General features: G+C 73.7%; 14 protein-coding genes, 1 tRNA gene and 1 pseudogene. 10 read left to right on the top strand and 6 right to left on the bottom strand.

The features are described 5' to 3' along the window. A pseudogene (locus tag AB0K43_RS21790) lies at positions 1-559 on the top strand (RNA helicase); the annotation flags it as partial. A gap of 167 nt (positions 560-726) precedes the next feature. Beyond that, entirely contained in the window at positions 727-1,554 is an 828-nt protein-coding gene (locus AB0K43_RS21785; protein WP_363642158.1) for a TIGR02452 family protein, read from the top strand. 28 nt (positions 1,555-1,582) lie between these two features. Here AB0K43_RS21785 and AB0K43_RS21780 read toward each other — a convergent pair whose 3' ends face one another. Then, positions 1,583-1,879 carry a hypothetical protein gene (locus tag AB0K43_RS21780; RefSeq protein ID WP_363642156.1) on the bottom strand — a complete coding sequence of 99 codons (297 nt, stop codon included), beginning with the start codon at positions 1,877-1,879 and terminating at the stop codon, positions 1,583-1,585. 139 nt (positions 1,880-2,018) lie between these two features. Here AB0K43_RS21780 and AB0K43_RS21775 point away from each other — a divergent pair, with 139 nt between their 5' ends. Beyond that, on the top strand, positions 2,019-3,140 hold the full coding sequence (locus tag AB0K43_RS21775) for a low temperature requirement protein A (RefSeq protein WP_363642154.1): 1,122 nt from the start codon (positions 2,019-2,021) through the stop codon (positions 3,138-3,140). 6 nt (positions 3,141-3,146) lie between these two features. Here the strand turns inward: AB0K43_RS21775 and AB0K43_RS21770 are convergent, their stop codons facing one another. The 3 genes from AB0K43_RS21770 to AB0K43_RS21760 all read right to left on the bottom strand — a co-directional run bounded on the left by AB0K43_RS21770 (position 3,147) and on the right by AB0K43_RS21760 (position 5,802). Then, entirely contained in the window at positions 3,147-4,091 is a 945-nt protein-coding gene (locus AB0K43_RS21770; RefSeq protein WP_363642152.1) for a restriction endonuclease, read from the bottom strand. A 126-nt stretch (positions 4,092-4,217) separates the two neighbouring features. Continuing rightward, positions 4,218-4,922 carry a tyrosine-protein phosphatase gene (locus AB0K43_RS21765; protein ID WP_363642150.1) on the bottom strand — a complete coding sequence of 235 codons (705 nt, stop codon included), beginning with the start codon at positions 4,920-4,922 and terminating at the stop codon, positions 4,218-4,220. A 133-nt stretch (positions 4,923-5,055) separates the two neighbouring features. Continuing rightward, positions 5,056-5,802, bottom strand: coding sequence for an SDR family oxidoreductase (locus tag AB0K43_RS21760; RefSeq protein ID WP_363642148.1), 747 nt, complete (start codon positions 5,800-5,802; stop codon positions 5,056-5,058). A 103-nt stretch (positions 5,803-5,905) separates the two neighbouring features. On the opposite strand from AB0K43_RS21760, the gene AB0K43_RS21755 reads away from it, so the two are divergent. Then, positions 5,906-6,508: a transglutaminase family protein gene (locus AB0K43_RS21755; RefSeq protein ID WP_363642146.1), complete on the top strand. Its 603-nt coding sequence runs from the start codon at positions 5,906-5,908 to the stop codon at positions 6,506-6,508. A gap of 100 nt (positions 6,509-6,608) precedes the next feature. On the opposite strand, the gene AB0K43_RS21750 is transcribed toward AB0K43_RS21755, so the two are convergent. Further along, entirely contained in the window at positions 6,609-7,844 is a 1,236-nt protein-coding gene (locus AB0K43_RS21750; protein ID WP_363642144.1) for a crosslink repair DNA glycosylase YcaQ family protein, read from the bottom strand. A 169-nt stretch (positions 7,845-8,013) separates the two neighbouring features. Here AB0K43_RS21750 and AB0K43_RS21745 point away from each other — a divergent pair, with 169 nt between their 5' ends. Further along, a complete protein-coding gene (locus tag AB0K43_RS21745) occupies positions 8,014-8,706 on the top strand; it encodes a nucleotidyltransferase domain-containing protein (RefSeq protein WP_363642142.1) in 693 nt (230 codons plus the stop codon). Positions 8,707-8,798: 92 nt separating this feature from the next. Next, positions 8,799-8,871, top strand: a tRNA-Lys gene (locus AB0K43_RS21740). A gap of 89 nt (positions 8,872-8,960) precedes the next feature. Here the strand turns inward: AB0K43_RS21740 and AB0K43_RS21735 are convergent. Further along, positions 8,961-10,988, bottom strand: a complete 2,028-nt coding sequence (locus AB0K43_RS21735) for a hypothetical protein (RefSeq protein WP_363642140.1) — start codon at positions 10,986-10,988, stop codon at positions 8,961-8,963. A 284-nt stretch (positions 10,989-11,272) separates the two neighbouring features. On the opposite strand from AB0K43_RS21735, the gene AB0K43_RS21730 reads away from it, so the two are divergent. From AB0K43_RS21730 to AB0K43_RS21715, 4 genes are all read left to right on the top strand, one after another. After that, positions 11,273-12,055, top strand: a complete 783-nt coding sequence (locus tag AB0K43_RS21730) for a VOC family protein (RefSeq protein WP_363642138.1) — start codon at positions 11,273-11,275, stop codon at positions 12,053-12,055. A 91-nt stretch (positions 12,056-12,146) separates the two neighbouring features. Beyond that, entirely contained in the window at positions 12,147-12,896 is a 750-nt protein-coding gene (locus tag AB0K43_RS21725; RefSeq protein ID WP_363642136.1) for a beta-phosphoglucomutase family hydrolase, read from the top strand. Next, complete coding sequence (locus AB0K43_RS21720; RefSeq protein WP_363642134.1) at positions 12,893-15,298, top strand: glycosyl hydrolase family 65 protein; 2,406 nt, start codon at positions 12,893-12,895, stop codon at positions 15,296-15,298. Before AB0K43_RS21725 ends, AB0K43_RS21720 begins: the two co-directional genes overlap by 4 nt. A 266-nt stretch (positions 15,299-15,564) precedes the next feature. Continuing rightward, the gene (locus tag AB0K43_RS21715; RefSeq protein WP_363642132.1) at positions 15,565-16,812 is read left to right on the top strand and encodes a peptidase S8; all 1,248 of its coding nucleotides are present in this window, start codon (positions 15,565-15,567) and stop codon (positions 16,810-16,812) included. Positions 16,813-16,880 lie beyond the last annotated feature (68 nt).

The following is a 16,880-nucleotide window of genomic DNA, read 5'->3' as shown; positions in this document are numbered from 1 at the left end:
CGACAACCGCTCGGGTGGCTTCAACCGGGACGAGCGTTCGGGTGGCTTCAACCGGGACCGTGACAACCGTTCGGGTGGCTTCCAGCGCGACAACCGCTCGGGTGGCTTCAACCGGGACGAGCGTTCGGGTGGCTTCAACCGGGACCGTGACAACCGTTCGGGTGGCTTCCAGCGCGACAACCGTTCCGGTGGCTTCAACCGGGACGAGCGTTCGGGTGGCTTCAACCGCGACGAGCGTTCGGGTGGCTTCAACCGGGACCGTGACAACCGTTCGGGTGGCACGGGCGGCGGCTTCAACCGCGACCGTGACGACCGCGGCAGCCGCTCCTTCGGCGACCGTCCGGCCCGCACCTTCTCGGACCGCCCGTCCTTCGGTGACCGTGACCGCAGCGCCGGCACCAGCCGTCCGTTCGCCCGCCGCGACGACCACCGCGCCGGTGGCCGCCCGCAGGGCTTCAACCGCGACGACCGTCCGAGCGGCCGCTCCTTCGGTGGCGACCGTGACAACCGTTCGGGTGGCTTCAACGGCGGCGACCGCAAGCCGCGTTGGAAGAGCTGATCGCTGACGGCGCACCGACGCCGTAGCTACCAAGGCCTGGGGCCGAACCACTCCGGTGGTTCGGCCCCAGGCCTTTGTACGTGCTCCGCCCCGCGGTGCGGCCCGATGTTCTCTCAATGAGAACAACTCGGTGGCGGCGCCGGGCGCCCTCGCGTACGGTCACCGGTATGAGCAGCAGAATGCATCAGGTGGCCGTCGAGAACGAGGAGATCGCCGCCCGGGGGAGCTATCGGACACCGGCCGGACGGCCGGTCGAGATCGGCGAGTTGCTGGCCCGGGCCTGCGCCGGGACGGTCTCCTACGGCCCGGACCAGCTGCCGTCCGGCGGGGAGCGCGGGCCGCTCGGCGGCCCGGTGGAGGTCACCTCCGAGGGCAGCATGCAGGCCGCGCGGCGGCTCACCGAGGCCGGCGGCGGCCATGTCGCGGTGCTCAACTTCGCCTCCGCCCGCAACCCCGGCGGCGGCTACCTGCGCGGGGCCAAGGCCCAGGAGGAGGACCTCTGCCGCTCCGCGCTGCTGTACCGCTGCCTGCTGGAGGCGCCCGACTACTACGAGGCGCACCGCGCCAGCGCCGATCTGCGCTACAGCCACCGGGTGATCTGGTCGCCGCAGGTCCCGGTGGTCCGGGACGCGCGCGGCCAGCTGCTGGCGCAGCCGTACCCGGTGTCCTTCCTCACCTCGCCGGCACCCAACGCCGGTCAGCTGGCGCTGCGTTCGCCGGAGCAGCCGGTCGACGTCCGGGGGGTGCTGGCCGAGCGGGCCGCCCGGGTGCTGGCGGTCGCGGCGCGGCACGGTGCCCGGGAGCTGGTGCTCGGGGCCTGGGGGTGCGGCGTCTTCCGCAACGATCCGGCGGATGTGGCCGAGGCCTTCGAGACCGCGCTGGCCGAGTACGGGGCGGCCTTCGACCGGGTGGTGTTCGCGGTCTGGGACCGGACGCCGGTGTCCGCGAACCGGGCCGCGTTCGAGCAGCGCTTCGCCGCCCGCCGGGCGGGCTGAGGGCCTCCCGGCGGCCGCCTCCCGGCGGTCAGTCCCCGGTGGCGACGGCGGACGCGGCGGCGACCACGCCGGTCACGGCGAACACGGCCGGCCAGGCGCCGATCCGCTTCGCCAGCGGGTGCGAGCCGCCGAAGGCCGCGACGTACAGGCCGGTCAGCGCGGCCGCCGTGGGCGTGCCGGCCAGCCGCTGCCAGCGGACCGCCGCCGCGCCGCCGGCGGCCGCCAGCACCACACCGCCCAGCTCCCGCCGACCGCTCCAGCGAGCCGTACCGTACCCGCCGATCAGGCCGGCTGCGGCGACCGCCGCGGTGGGGATCCTCACCATCGTGCACTCCTCCCGGGACGGCCCTGCTCCTCGGGCCCTCCCCGACCGTAACCCACCCGACCCACGCCACGGCGGCGGCCTGCGGCCGGTTGCCGGGAAGGTGGTGCTCCGGCGGGCCCGCTGATCCATACTCACCCGTGTGACCGCGACCGCCGACCTCGAGCACCCGGCCGAACTCGACCTGCGGGTGAGCCCGCTGGAGTTGTTCTTCGACCTCGTCTTCGTCTGCACGATCACCCAGCTCACGGCCAGCCTCGCGGACCACCTCACGGTCGGTGGCCTGGCGCGGGTCCTGGTGATGCTGGCGGTGATCTGGTGGATGTACGACGCCTTCATCTGGCTCGCCAACGCGATGCCGCCGACCACCCACACCCGGCGCGGGCTGCTGCTGGTGGCCATGGCGGGCTTCCTCGTCGTCGCGCTGAGCATCCCGCACGCCTTCGAGGGCAGCGGGGTGGCGTTCGGGCTGGCCTACCTGCTGGTCATCGCCGTGCACACCGGCATGTTCGCGGCGGCCGAGGTGCCGCTGCGGTCGGTGCTGCGGATGGGGGCGCTCAACCTGCTCAACGCGGCCCTGGTCGTCACCGGCGGCTACCTCGAAGGATCGACCCAACTGCTGTTCTGGGCGGCCTCGGTGGGGCTGCAGTTCGTGATCCCGTACCTGGTCGACCTGCCGCAGTTCCAGCTCCGCGCCCCGCATTTCGTCGAGCGGCACGGGCTGGTGGTGATCGTCGCGTTCGGCGAGTCCGTGATCGCGATCGGGGTGGGGGCCGGGCACACCGAGCTGTCGGTGCCGGTGGTGGGGGCGGCGCTGCTCTCGCTCGGGGTCTGCGTGGCGCTCTGGTGGGCCTACTTCGGCCGCGACGACGACGAGCGGGCAGGCCACTTCATGGCCGACCTCCCGGACGCCCGCCGCAACCAACTGGCCATCCGGCTCTACAACATCGGGCACTACCTGCTGCTGCTCGGCATCCTGCTGCTGGCCACCGGCGCCAAGTCCGCGGTGGCCGACCCGACCGCCCCCGTCGGACCGGCGCCGGCCACCGCGCTGGCCGCCGGCGTCTGCCTCTACCTCCTCGCCAACGCATCCGTCCGCCACACCCTCGCCCTGACCCCGAACACCCCACGCCTGCTCGCAGCCGCCGCCGTCCCGGCCGCCATCCCCCTGGGCACCCACCTCTCGGCACTCGCCCAGCTCGCGGCGACGGCCGCGATCCTGGCAGCGGCCATCGGCTACGAGGAGCGCCGGGCGCTGCGCTAGCTCGCCCTAGCCGGCGGCGGCCTGTGCCGTCGGACTGCTCGTGGTGTGAGCGGTGCTGTGATAGGTGTTCTGATCCGGCCAGATGACCGTGACGCCAGCGCTGGCGCAGAGGTGAAGGAGATCGGGCCGCGGTTGCTGTGGCAGCAGCAGGGCCATGGACGGTACGGGGTCGATGAACCGGCGGTAGTCCAGGAGCTGGCCGATGCCCATCCGGACGGCCTCGCGGGTGATGGTGGCCTTGGCTTCGACCAGTTGGCCGTCGGTGCTGTTGAAGAGGTCGGTGTAGTGGGGGTAGCGCTCGCCGGGCGGAGTGATCTTCTTCCGGGTCACCTGCTTGCCAGCCTGCTCAAGGAACTCGCGATAGCGCTGGACGAGCGGCGCCTCCCGGCGCACCAGCTCCTGCTCGCGCTCCGGGTGGACCACGACTGTGCGCTCGGTGTGGTGGGCCTCGACCGTCACGTCTTCGACCCGGGGTTCGTGCGACGGGGTGTGGTCGATGAGCGGGAACGAGGCCTTGAACTCCCCGAGCGGGGCGAGTCGGAAGAAGATGATGCTGCGCAAGGCTCCAGCGTCCGCGCCCGGCGATTCGGCCAGGTAGTACGGCTCTTGCTCGGCCAGCCTGAATTGACCGAGGTATTCGCGCGGGGCGGATCGATGGCCGAAGAACAGGTGCAGTGTCCTGCCCTGCGCCTGGTGGTTGAGGATGGCTGCGTTCCGAGGGTTGGCCAGTGACTGGTCGCCGGTGGTTCCCTCACCGCAGTAGTGGTAATGCCCGTCGGTGCCCCAGCCGTCTGGATATCCGTGCTCGGCCGCCGCGGCTGGCTTGCTGAACAGCATCATCACGGTGCCTTCAGGGGCGTAGGAGATGCCGGCCTGACGGTTGCCTCCGTAAGCGTCGTGGAGTTCTCGGCGCCAGTAGGACGAGCCGACGATCAGCGGGAGTGAGGGCATCAAGTCTCCAGAGCGGGCTTACCGGTACAGGATTTCCGGATCATCACACAAGAAGCCCTCGGTGTCCGGAGGTTTTGCGCCACCGGCTGGACGTCACGCTCACCTGTCGACCAAGCCCTTCCCCGGTCAAGCGGTGAGCAGTCGCCGGACGGTGTCGAGGTCCTCGGGGGTTGCTCCGTGGGCGAGGAGGTAGTCGGTGATCGAGCCGTGCAGTTCGCGGATGCGGTCCAGTGCCGTGTGCAGGCGGTCGGCCTCGGCGGGGTGGGAGATGTGCTGCTCGCCGTACTCGTCGAGGTAGGGGACCGGGCCGCGGTCGAGGCCGAGGCCGGGGTTGGAGCGGAGGTAGTCGGCGGTGATGTCGGCCTCGGGCAGGCCGGCCAGGTGCTGGATCACGGCGATGGTGAGGCCGGTGCGGTCCTTGCCGACGGCGCAGTGGACCAGGACGGGGCCGCCGCCGGCGGCCAGTCGCCGTACGGTGGCCGCGACGGCCCCGCCGCCGACCTCGGCCATCAGCCGGTAGGTGGCGAACTGGTCGCTCGGCCAAGGGTGTTCGCGGTCGAAGCGCTCCGGGAGCAGCGGGTGGTGGAGGTAGGCGTGGTCCAGGCCGTGGTGCCGGTCGGGGGCGGCGGTGGATTCGGCGCGGGTGCGTAGGTCGATGACGGTGCGGATGCCCAGCGGCTTGAGCCGGCGGGCGCCCTCGGGGGTGAGGCCGGAGAGGGCGGCCGAGCGGTAGAGCAGGCCGGGGCGGAGCACGCCGCAGGCGGCGTCGCGGAAGTTCCGTACGTCGGGGATGTCCAGGAGGGCGGCGGCGTCGAACTCACGGGCGGTCATGGCGGTCACGCTAGCGCGGGCGGCGGGCGCCCCACAGGGCCGTGGGCACGGTCGTTGCCCAGCTGTGCCCCGGCGTCCACGTGCCCGCCACCCGCGCCACCCGTGTTCCTGCCCGCGTTCCCGCCGGAGGGCCTCAGCGGCCGCCCGCGAGGTCGAGGAAGGTGCCGGTGGCGTACGAGGCGGCGGGCGACAGCAGGAAGAGGATGCCCTCGGCGACCTCCTCCGGCCGCCCGCCGCGCCCCATCGGCAGCTGCGGCCCCACCCGGTCCACCCGGCCGGGCTCGCCGCCCAGGGCGTGGATGTCGGTGTGGATCAGCCCGGGCCGCACCGCGTTCACCCGGATGCCCTCGGCCGCGACCTCCAGGGCCAGCCCCAGCGTCATGCTGTCCACGGCGCCCTTGGAGGCGGCGTAGTCCACGTACTCGTTGGGCGAACCGAGCCGGGCGGCGGCGGAGGAGACGTTGACGATGGCGCCGCCCTGGCCGCCGTGCCGGGTGGACATCCGCCGCACGGCGGCGCCGGCGCACAGGAACGGTCCGGTGATGTTGGCTGCCCAGATCCGGGCCAGCCGGTCCTCGTCCAGCTCCTCCAGCCTGGCCTGCCGCTCCAGCGTGCCGGCGTTGTTCACCAGCGCGGTGAGCGTGCCCAGTTGCTCGTCCACGGTGCGGAACAGCCGCTCCACCTCCGCGCTGCGGCTGACGTCGGCCCGCACCGCGATCGCCGTCCCGCCCGCGCCGCGGATGTCCGCCACCACCGCGAGGGCGGCGGCCTCGTCGCTGCGGTAGTTGACGCACACCCGGTAGCCGCGCTGCCCGGCGAGCCGGGCGGTGGCGGCGCCGATGCCCCGGCTGCCGCCGGTGACCAGGACGATCTCGGCCATGCTGCTCCCCCTCCGGACGCCCGGCCCGGGACCTCGCGTCCCGGTCCGGCCCGCATGCTGGAATTGCCGGCCGCCGGCCCGGGCCCGGGCCGATGATGCCGTGATGACCACCGTACCGATCCCCCTGCGGCCCGCCTCCGCGGACCTGGCCGACTACCTGGCGGCCGACGACGTGATCGACCACCACCACCCGCGGATCCGCGCACTGGCGCGGCACCTGCGCGGCGACAGCGCCGAGCGGAGCGCCCGGGCCGCGTTCGAGCACGTCCGCGACCGGGTGGCGCACTCCGCCGACCTCGGCCGGTGGAGCGCCGCCTACCGTGCTTCCGACGTGCTCGCCGCTGGCAACGCGATCTGCCACGGCAAGGCCCACCTGCTGACCGCCCTGCTGCGGGCCCAGGGCATCCCGGCCGGTCTGTGCTACCAGCGGCTGGAGGTGCTGCACGGGCTGATCGCCGTGCACTGGCCGGACGCGGCGGGCGGTGGCCGGTGGGTGCGGCTGGATCCGCGCGGCAACAAGCCCGGGGTGGACGCCCGGTTCGCCACCGATCCGGCCGAGGAGCGGCTGGCCTGGCCGGTCGACCCGGCCAGGGGCGAGTTCGACTACGCCACCGTCCACCCGGCCACCCCGCCCGCGCTGCTCGCCGCCCTCGCCACGGCCCGCCCGGACCGCACCGGCTACGGGTACCTGCCGACCGAGCTCTGACCGGGCGCGGTGCCCGAGCCCGAGCTCTGACCGGGCGCGGTGCCCGAGCCCGAGCTCTGACCGGGCGCGGAGCCCGAGCCCGAGCTGCGACCCGACGGCGTCATCCCCGGTCGGCGGCCGCCCGCATCGCGGCGATCTTCGGGGCGCGGCTCCTCGGCGAGTCCAGGCTGAAGCCGCGCGCGTCGCCCAACTCCTCCCGGACGAAGGCCTCGGTGCGCCCGATCGCCTCCCGCAGCGCGGCGTCGGGCGGGACGAACAGCTGGTGCACGATCTCGCGCTGCTCGCTGTCGTACTCCCAGAAGCCCACGATCCGGCCGCGGTCGACCACGATGTGGGTCTGCGGGTCCGCCTCGGAGCCGAACACCCGGCCGCCCTTGGCCGCGGGGACGGAGCGCCGCGCGTCGGCCGGGTCGACCAGGCGGGACAGGTCGCGGTGCAGCAGGTGGATCCCGTCGATGCCGGCGAGCAGGGCGTACTGCGGGTCGGCCGGGGCGGTGAACCCCTGGAACTCCTCGGCCAGTTCGACCGGCAGCAGCAGATCGGTGCCGGGCAGCGGCGTCAGCTCCAGCGGCGCCAGGGCGGCCTTGGCGGTGGCCGCGGTGAACCCGGAGAACCAGCGGAAGTGCTTGACGGAGGCCGGCGCCGCCCAGGCGAAGTAGCGCTGCGCGAGCTCGGCCGCCGAGCCCTTCACCGGCTGGTCCCAGTCGACGTACCCGTAACGCTGCTGGTCCAGGCGGCCGTTGACCGGCACCCGGCGGATCTGTCCGCGGGCCTGCAGCAGCCCGAGGGCGAGCGGCAGGGTGGTGGACGTGCCGCGCTTCTTGCCGGCCTCGCCCAGGCCGCGGACGGCGCCACCGACCGCCTCCCTGATCGCGGGCGGGTCCAACGGCCGGTCCGGGGAGAGTGCGTCGGTGATGGCCAGGCAGAGCTTCTCCACCTCGTCCCTGGTCACCCCGAGGTGCTTGGCCGCCGAGGTGATGTCCGCCTCGGGCGCGCCCGCGCCGGCCGCCAGCCCGAGCGCGAAGTCGACGGCGGGCAGCAGGTAGGTGCAGCCCCGGGCCGAGGGCAGCTCGTGCACCTCCAGCGCCGCCACGGCCGCGTCCACCGCCGCCCGGCCCAGGCCGGCCCGCGCGAACAGCCCCAGGTACGGCGCCGCGCCGCCGACCGACCGGGCCCAGCCGCTCGCGGCCAGCACCTCACCGGCGGACGCGCCCTGGTGCGCGCCGTCCAGCCACTGCCGGTGCGCCCACCAGGCCCGGAGCTTGGCCGCCAGAGCCGGGTCGAGCACCGCCTCGCGCCCGGGGCCCCGGTCCCCGGAGGTCCCACTGTTTGCCATGCGCCCAGTATCGGCGCTCGGGCCCGTCGGCGGCACGCACCGACCGGCCGACAATTCGTTCGACCCGGCCCGCGTGGCCGGGGGAGACTACCGGGTGTCCGTAGCCCGTTGCGGACCGTCCGGACCGTCCGGACCGTCCGGACCGTCCGGACCGCCGAGGAGGCGACCCATGCACGTCCTGCTCCAGGGCATCGTCGGCTCCACCGCGTACGGACTGGCGCACGCCGGCTCCGACCTCGACCGGCTCGGGCTCTTCGCCGCGCCCACCACCGACCTGCACGGCCTGCACGGCCCCGCCGAGTCGCACGTCAGCACCGCCCCCGACCGCACCCTGCACGAGGCCGCCAAGTGGTGCCGCCTCGCGCTCGGTTGCAATCCGACCGCTTCCGAGCTGGTCTGGCTGCCCGAGGACCTCTACGAGGTGCGCACGCCGCTCGGCGAGGAGTTGATCGCGATGCGGCGCTCGTTCCTCGGCGCTCGCGCCGTCCGGCGCTCCTATCTCGGTTACGCCACCCAGCAGTTCAGGAAACTCTCCAACCGCGACCGCTCGGATGCCGCGGGCCTGGCCCGGGCCGCCAAGCACGCCCGGCACCTGGTCCGGCTGGTGGAGCAGGGGCTCGCCCTGCACGAGACCGGCGAGGTGGTGGTGCGGCTGGCCGACCCCGAGCGGGTGCGTGCCCTGGGCGAGCGCTTCGCGGTCCACCCCGAGCAGGCCGCCGGGCTGCTCGCCGAGGCCGAGACCCGCTTCGACCGGCCCGGCGTGCTGCCCGAGGCACCCGACGAGGCACCCGCCGAAGCCTGGCTGCGACGGGTCCGGGCGGCCCACTACAGCCCCGCCGAGGCCCTCGCCGCGGGCCGGTGACGCGGCCGGGGAATCCATTGGCCAACCGGGCGCGATCACCGGGTAGGATCGCCCCGCGGTGCCGTACCCCCAGGGGGTGCGCGCCGGTCAGCGGGCCGCTAGCTCAATTGGCAGAGCTGCGGACTTTTAATCCGTAGGTTCAGGGTTCGAGCCCCTGGCGGCCCACCGACAACGGGACCGGCCCCCACCGTGCGAGGAGTTCGCGCGGTGGGGGCCGGTCCCGTTCGGTGCCCCCAGGCGGTGGGCCGGGGCGGTCAGTTGCCGAAGTAGCCGAAGATGTCGGCGATCACGTGGGTGGTGCTGTTGACGTAGAGGTTCACCTTGCCGTCGGCGCCGACCGGCACGATCACCTGGTTGGCGATGGTCTGGCCGGCCACCCAGTTGACGTTGGAGCCGGCGGGCGGGCGCGGGGTGCCGTCGGCCCAGGCCTCCAGGAAGCCCGCGCCGCTGTTGTCGGTGACGGTGAGGTTCAGCACCACGGAGGTGATGCCGCTCGGGACGCCGTTCGCGCCGGCGACCTGGAGCGGGAGCGTGCTGCCGCCGGTCACCGGCTTGCCGGTGGTGCGGGTGTCCAGCAGCCGGGCCGGGCCGGTGCTGCTGAACCTGGCGCCGGCGGCGTCGGCGGTGAAGTAGCCGAAGACGTCGGCGACCACGTCGGTGGTGCCGTTGACCTTGATGCTGACGCTGCCGTCGGCACCGACCGGGACGATCGCCAGGCCGGAGATCAGCGCACCGGTGGAGGACCAGTTGACGTTGGAGACGGTCGGCGGGGTGGTGCCCGCCGGGTAGGCCTCCAGGTAGCCCTCGCTGTTGGCGGTGAAGGCGGTGGTCAGGTTGAGCACCACGGCGGTGGCACCGGCCGGGACGCCGTTCTGCCCGTTGATCTTCAGGTCGATGGTGCGGTAGCTGATCGGACCGGCGGTCGGGGTGCCGAGGGCCGTCCGGGTGTCCAGCACGCGGGTGGGCGTCCTGCCGGTGAAGGTCGCGCCGCTGTCGTCGCGGGTGTAGTAGCCCTGGACGTCGGCGATCACCTGGGTGGTGGAGTTGGTAAAGAAGTCCAGCGCCCCGTCGACCGGCACCGGCACGGTGACCAGGTTGGAGATGGTCTGCCCGGCCCGGTCCCAGTTCAGGTTGGAGGTGGTGGGTCGGGCCGTCGCGTCACCCCAGACGGTCACGTGCCCACCGCCCGTGGTGCCGGTGACGGTGACGTTCAGGACCACCGCGCTCACCCCCGAGGACGGGATCCCGGCCAGTCCGGCCACCGGCAGCGTGACGGTGCCGCCGGCCTGCACGGCGCCCGCCGAGGGGCGGCCGAGACCGGAACGGGTGTCGAGCAGCCGGGTCGGCGTGGTGGAGTGGAAGGTGGCCGGGGTGGCCGGGGCGCTCACCGCCGCGGGCTGCTGCTGGACGTCGATCAGGCCGCCCGGGGTGAGGGTGTCGGCCTTGGTGGCGAGCACCAGGCGGTGGCCGACCGTGGTCTGGAAGTCGGTGCCCGGGTTGGCGTTGTAGAACAGCCCGAGCCCGTCCGAGGTCCACTTCGGGCGATCGTGGTTGACGGCGCCGGAGGTCACCTGGGTGGCCGTGCCGGAGCCGTCGGAGGCCTGGACGAAGAGCTGGGTGTTGCCGGCGACGGTCCGCACGAAGGCGACCGTGGCGCCGTCGGGCGACAGGTGCGGCCGGCCGCCGTTGGCGATCAGCAGGCCGGCGGTGTGGTTGCCGTGGTCGGTCCAGATGTCCGAGGAGCCGTTGGCCCCGTGCTGGAACAGCACCGTGCCGGTCGGCGAGACGGTGGGGGAGCTGTCGGAGTCGCCGGTGGAGGCGGCGAACCACGGCTGGAGGTTGCTCTCCCCCTGGTGGTCCATCGGGTTCCAGTCCGCGGGCGACCACTTCAGCTGGAACGCGGGAACGCTGGAGTACGAGGAGGCGATGACCTTCGTCCCGTCCGGGGTGAAGACCGGCTGCCCCTCGATACCGTACGAGATCGGCCGCGGGTCCGTCAGGTCGGGCGCGTAGGTGCCCATCCCGCCCTCCCCGGTCTGCAGGACGATCCGCTTCCCGTCCGGTGACCAGCCGGGGTTCGACCCCTGGTCGGTCCCGCCGCCCATGCTGGTCGCCTCGATGTAGCGCGAGCCGTCCGGGTTCTCGGTCGCGGTCGAGGCGCCGCCGTCGGGGTGGACCTTCGTCCCCACGAGCAGCCCGGCCGACTCGGCGCCCGGGGCGGCGGGAGCCGCCGGAGCGGCCTGGGCCACCGGGGCGGCGAGCGTGGCGAGCGCGACGGACACCGACAGAGCCACTGCAACCGGACCAATCCGGTGCAATCGTGGGCGATTCATTTCAACTCGCTTCGCTCATACGTGCGTTGACGAGCGAGATCCTACGGGTGGTCAGGACCGGGCCGACCCGCACCCCTCCGTCGACGCACGACCCCGGCACAGCGGGCCCGCGGCGGGCCCGGGACCTGCCCACGATCGGCCCGCCCACCGTCGCCACTCGGCCCCGCTCCGGTGGCGGGATCGGGGCCGGGCGGCGATGGTGGGCCGCGGGGGACCACCACCTGGGAGGCGCTATGCCCGAAGTCACCGCCCCGTACAAGCCCGGCACCCCTTGCTGGGTCGACCTGATGGCCAAGGACCAGCAGGCGGCGCTCGACTTCTACCGTGACCTGTTCGGCTGGCAGGGCGAGGTCGGCCCGGCCGAGTTCGGCGGCTACGCGATCTGCACCTTGAACGGCAAGCCGGTGGCCGGCATCGGCCCGGCGATGGCCCCCGAGGGCATGCCGGAACCCCCGGTCGCCTGGACCACCTACCTGTCCTCCGACGACGCGGACGCGACCCTGGCCGCGGTCAGCGCCGCCGGCGGCACCGCGCTGGTGCCGGTGATGGACGTCGGCACGGTCGGCCGGATGCTGGTGGTGGCGGACCCGACCGGCGCCGTGTTCGGCGTCTGGCAGCCGGTCGACTTCGCCGGCGCCCAGGTGGTCAACGAGCCCGGCGCGCTGGTCTGGAACGAGCTGAACACCGCCGATCCGCAGGCCGCCAAGGACTTCTACTCCACCGCCTTCGGGGTGCGGCTGCCGCTGATGGAGGGCGCCACCCACTACTGGTCGCTGGAGGTGGACGGGAAGGCGGTCGGCGGCGTGCAGAAGCTCGGCGGCGCGATGCCGCCCGGCACCCCCTCGCACTGGCTGACCTACTTCGCGGTGGACGACACCGACAGCACGGTGGACGCGCTGGTCCGGGCCGGCGGCACGGTCCTGATGCCGCCCACCGACTCCCCGTGGGGCCGCAACGCGATCGTCCAGGACCCGCAGGGTGCGGTCTTCGCGGTTATCCGGGTCCCGGCCGGGTAGCCGAGCCGGGGACCAGGGCCGCCCGTTCGCGACGCGCCAGCCGCGACGCCAATGGGCGGCCGCTCCATGTGTGCGAGCGAGGATGACAGACATGCTGGGACTCCCCGACCACATCCGCGCCTTCCTCTTCGACCTGGACGGTGTGCTCACCCAGACCGCCAAGGTGCACGCGGCCGCCTGGAAGGACATGTTCGACACCTTCCTGCGCGCCGAGGCCGCCCGGTCCGGGACACCCTTCGTACCCTTCGACCCGGTGGTCGACTACGACCGCTACGTCGACGGCCGGCCACGCCTGGACGGCACCCGGGGCTTCCTGGAATCCCGGAAGATCGACCTGCCCGAGGGCACCGACCGGGACCGGCCCGGCGAGCGCACCGTCCACGGCCTGAGCAGCGCCAAGAACGACACCGTGCTGCGCATGATCAAGGAGCAGGGGGTCCAGCCCTACCCCGGCTCGGTCGCCTACCTGCACCGGCTGCAGGTGCTCGGCCTGCCCCGCGCCGTGGTCTCCTCCAGCGCCAACTGCCGGGACGTGCTGCGCGCGGCCGGGATCGACGGCCTGTTCGAGGTGGTGGTGGACGGCGTGGTGGCCACCCGGGACCACCTGGCCGGCAAGCCCGCCCCGGACACCTACCTGGCCGCCGCGCGGGAGCTGGGCGTGCCGCCCGAGCACGCCGCCGTGTTCGAGGACGCGCTCGCCGGGGTCGCCTCCGGGCGGGCCGGCGGGTTCGGTGCCGTGGTCGGTCTGGACCGCACCGGCCAGGTCCGGGAGCTGCGCGAGCACGGCGCCGACCTGGTGGTGGCCGATCTGGCCGAGCTGATCGAGGGGGATCCGGCATGACCGGCGCGGACGCCTTCACCGTCGACCCGTGGGGGGTCGCCGAGCACGGCCTGGACCTGGACGCCCAGGCCCGGGCCGAGTCGGTGTTCGCCCTCTCCAACGGGCACATCGGCCTGCGCGGCAACCTCGACGAGGGCGAGCCGCACGGCCTGCCCGGCACCTACCTGAACGGCGTGTTCGAGCTGCGCCCGCTGCCGTACGCGGAGAGCGGCTACGGCTACCCGGAGTCCGGCCAGAGCGTCATCAACGTCACCAACGGCAAGGTCATCCGGCTGCTGGTCGACGACGAGCCGTTCGACCTGCGCTACGGCGAACTCCGCGGCCACCAGCGGAGCCTGGACTTCCGGGACGGCCTGCTGCGGCGCCGGGCCGAGTGGACCTCGCCGGCCGGGCGGACGGTCAAGGTGACCTCGGTGCGGCTGGTCTCGCTGACCCAGCGGGCCATCGCCGCCGTCGACTACACGGTCGAGGCGGTGGACGGGCCGGTCCGGATCGTGGTCCAGTCCGAGCTGGTCGCCAACGAGCAACTCCCGGGCGGGGAGCGGGATCCGCGCGCCGCCGCGGTGCTGGAGCAGCCGCTCACCGCGGAGCTGCACCACGCCGCCGCCACCAAGGCGGTGCTGGTGCACCGGACCAGGTACAGCGGCCTGCGGGTGGCGGCCGGTATCGACCACGCGATCGAGGGGCCGGACCAGGTGGACACCACCGCCGAGTCCACCGACGACCAGGGCCGGATCAGCGTCACCACCGTGCTGGAGGCGGGCGAGCGGCTGCGGCTGGTGAAGTTCATCGCGTACGGCTGGTCGGCGACCCGCTCGCTGCCCGCCGTCCGGGACCAGGTCGAGGCCGCGCTGACGGCCGCCCGGCACACCGGCTGGGACGGCCTGGTGGCCGAGCAGCGGCGCTACCTGGAGCGGTTCTGGGCCAGCAACGACATCGAGATCGAGGGCGACGTCGAGCTCCAGCAGGCGGCCAGGTTCGCGCTGTTCCACGTCCTGCAGGCGGGCGCCCGCAGCGAGGAACGGGCGATCCCCGCGAAGGGGTTGACCGGCCCCGGGTACGACGGGCACAGCTTCTGGGACACCGAGATGTTCGTCCTGCCGGTGCTCACCTACTGCCTGCCGGGCGCGGTCGGCCAGGCGCTGCGCTGGCGGCACACCACCCTGCCGATGGCCCGCGACCGCGCGGCCCAACTCGGCCTTCAGGGCGCGGTCTTCCCCTGGCGGACCATCCGCGGCGAGGAGTGCTCCGGGTACTGGCCGGCCGGCACCGCGGCGTTCCACATCGGCGCCGACATCGCGGCCGCCGTGGTCCGCTACGTCCGGGCCACCGGGGACGTCGAGTTCGAGCGCGCCTACGGGCTGGAGCTGCTGGTGGAGACCGCCCGGATGTGGCGCTCGCTCGGGCACCACGACCCGGTCGGCCGGTTCCGGATCGAGGGGGTCACCGGCCCGGACGAGTACAGCGCGGTGGCCGACAACAACGTCTTCACCAACCTGATGGCGCAGTCCAACCTCCGGCACGCCGCCGAGGCGGCCAACCGGCACCCGCTGCAGGCCGCCGAACTCGGGGTGGACACCGAGGAGGCCGCGGCCTGGCGGGACGCGGCCGCGGCGATGTTCATCCCGTACGACGAGAAGCTCGGGGTGCACCCGCAGGCCGACGGCTTCACCGACCACCAGCTCTGGGACTTCGAGGGCACCCCGCGCGAGAAGTACCCGCTGCTGCTGCACTACCCGTACTTCGACCTGTACCGCAAGCAGGTGGTCAAGCAGGCCGACCTGGTGCTGGCCATGCAGGTCCGCGGGGACGCCTTCACCGAGGAGCAGAAGGCCCGCAACTTCGCGTACTACGAGCGCCTGACCGTCCGGGACTCCTCGCTCTCCGCCTGCACCCAGGCGGTGATCGCGGCCGAGGTCGGCCAGCTCGACCTGGCCTACGACTACACCGCCGAGGCCGCCCTGATGGACCTGCGCGACCTCGGCGGCAACACCCGGGACGGCCTGCACATGGCCTCGCTGGCGGGCGCCTGCATCGCGCTGGTGGCGGGCTTCGGCGGCCTGCGCGACCACTCCGAGCACCTGTCCTTCCGCCCTCGGCTGCCGGCCGGGCTGCAGCGCCTGGCGTTCACCCTGCGGATCAGGGAGAGCCTGCTGAGGGTCGACATCACCCACGCCACCACCGTCTACACGGTGCGCGAGGGCGGCCCGCTGACCCTGTTGCACGACGGCGAGCCGGTGCGCCTGGCCGCCAAGGGCGAGGCCACCCGGCGCACGGCGGTCATCGAGGCGCCCGAGCGCTGCTCCCAGCCGCCCGGCCGGGAGCCCGCCCGGCGTGCCGCGCACGCCGGGGTGCAGGGCGTCGTCCAGTCCGGCGGGGTGGAGCACCTGCCCGCCGAGTGACCGCCCGCCGAACCGGACCTTCCCCCGAGCCCTTTACCGTCGCCAACCGGCGGTAAAGGGCTCGTCCAATTTTCTGACGGACCGTTGTTCGACGTGAGCATGTCCGTCTAGCGTCGGCGTCAGTTCCCCTGTCCTGCCCGGTGCGAAGCGGCGGCCCCGAACCGTCCCGCCGCTTCCCGCCCGCCCCGCCGCGCCCCGGACCACCCAGCCCGCGCGCGGCCGGTTCCGCACGGCCCCCGGTCGACCCAGCCACAGGAGGCAGTCCGTTGCGCACCCCCACGCCCCGCACCCGTCGGTCCGTCCTGGCCGCCGCCGGCACCGCGGCGCTCGCGCTGTCCGCGTTCGCCGCCGCCGCGCCCGCCGGCGCCGCCGCCACCCCCACCACCTACTCCCAGGGTGCGACCTCCTGGGTCCGCTCCTGCGCCACCCTGGCCAAGGGCGACACCATGGCCTGCCACGCGCTCAGGGTCACCAGCACCGCCGAGCCGGTGCGGGCGCAGGGCGTCTCCCCGGGCCTGCTGCCGGCCGGCTTCGGCCCGAGCGACCTGCTCGGCGCCTACAAGCTGCCGGCGGGCGGCGGCGCCGGTCTGACGATCGCCATCGTGGACGCCTACGACGACCCGGCCGCCGAGGCGGACCTGGGCGTCTACCGCAGCCAGTACGGCCTGCCGGCCTGCACCACCGCCAACGGCTGCTTCAAGAAGGTGGACCAGAACGGCGGCACCAGCTACCCGGCCAAGAACAGCGGCTGGGCCGGCGAGATCTCGCTCGACCTCGACATGGTCTCGGCGATCGCCCCCAAGGCGAAGATCATCCTGGTCGAGGCCAAGAGCGCCACCATGGCCAACCTCGGAACGAGCGTCAACACCGCGGTCCGGCTGGGTGCCAAGTTCGTCTCCAACAGCTACGGCGGCGGCGAGTCCTCCGCCGACACCTCCTACGACAGCTCCTACTTCAACCACCCGGGCGTGGCCATCACCGTCTCCTCGGGCGACTCCGCGTACGGCGCGCAGTACCCCGCCGCCTCGCGGTACGTCACCGCGGTCGGCGGCACCGCGCTCAAGCGGGACTCCAGCAGCCGCGGCTGGAGCGAGTCGGTCTGGCTCACCAGCTCCTCGGAGGGCGGCGGCTCCGGCTGCTCGGCCTACGACGCCAAGCCCAGCTGGCAGAAGGACACCGGCTGCGCCCGGCGGACCATAGCCGACGTGGCCGCGGTCGCCGACCCGGCCACCGGGGTGGCGGTCTACCAGACCTACGGCGGCAGCGGCTGGGCGGTCTACGGCGGCACCAGCGCCTCCGCGCCGATCATCGCGGGCGTGTACGCGCTCGGCGGCGCCCCGTCCGCGGGCAGCAGCCCGGCCTCCTTCGCGTACGCCCACACCGGCTCGCTGTTCGACGTGACCACCGGCTCCAACGGCAGTTGCTCGCCGGCCTACCTGTGCAAGGCGGGTGCGGGCTACGACGGCCCGACCGGCCTCGGCACCCCGAACGGGACGGCGGCCTTCCACGGCTGACGTCCTGACGAGGGCCCGCCCGCCGGGTGCGGAAGTGCGCGGGCGGGCCCGCCGCCATCCGGAACGGC

The organism is Kitasatospora sp. NPDC049258 (genome assembly GCF_040678895.1).
In the GTDB taxonomy this organism is placed as follows: domain Bacteria; phylum Actinomycetota; class Actinomycetes; order Streptomycetales; family Streptomycetaceae; genus Kitasatospora.
The sequence above is the reverse complement of the archived record's forward strand: the minus strand, read 5'-3'. Positions and strand labels throughout refer to the sequence as shown.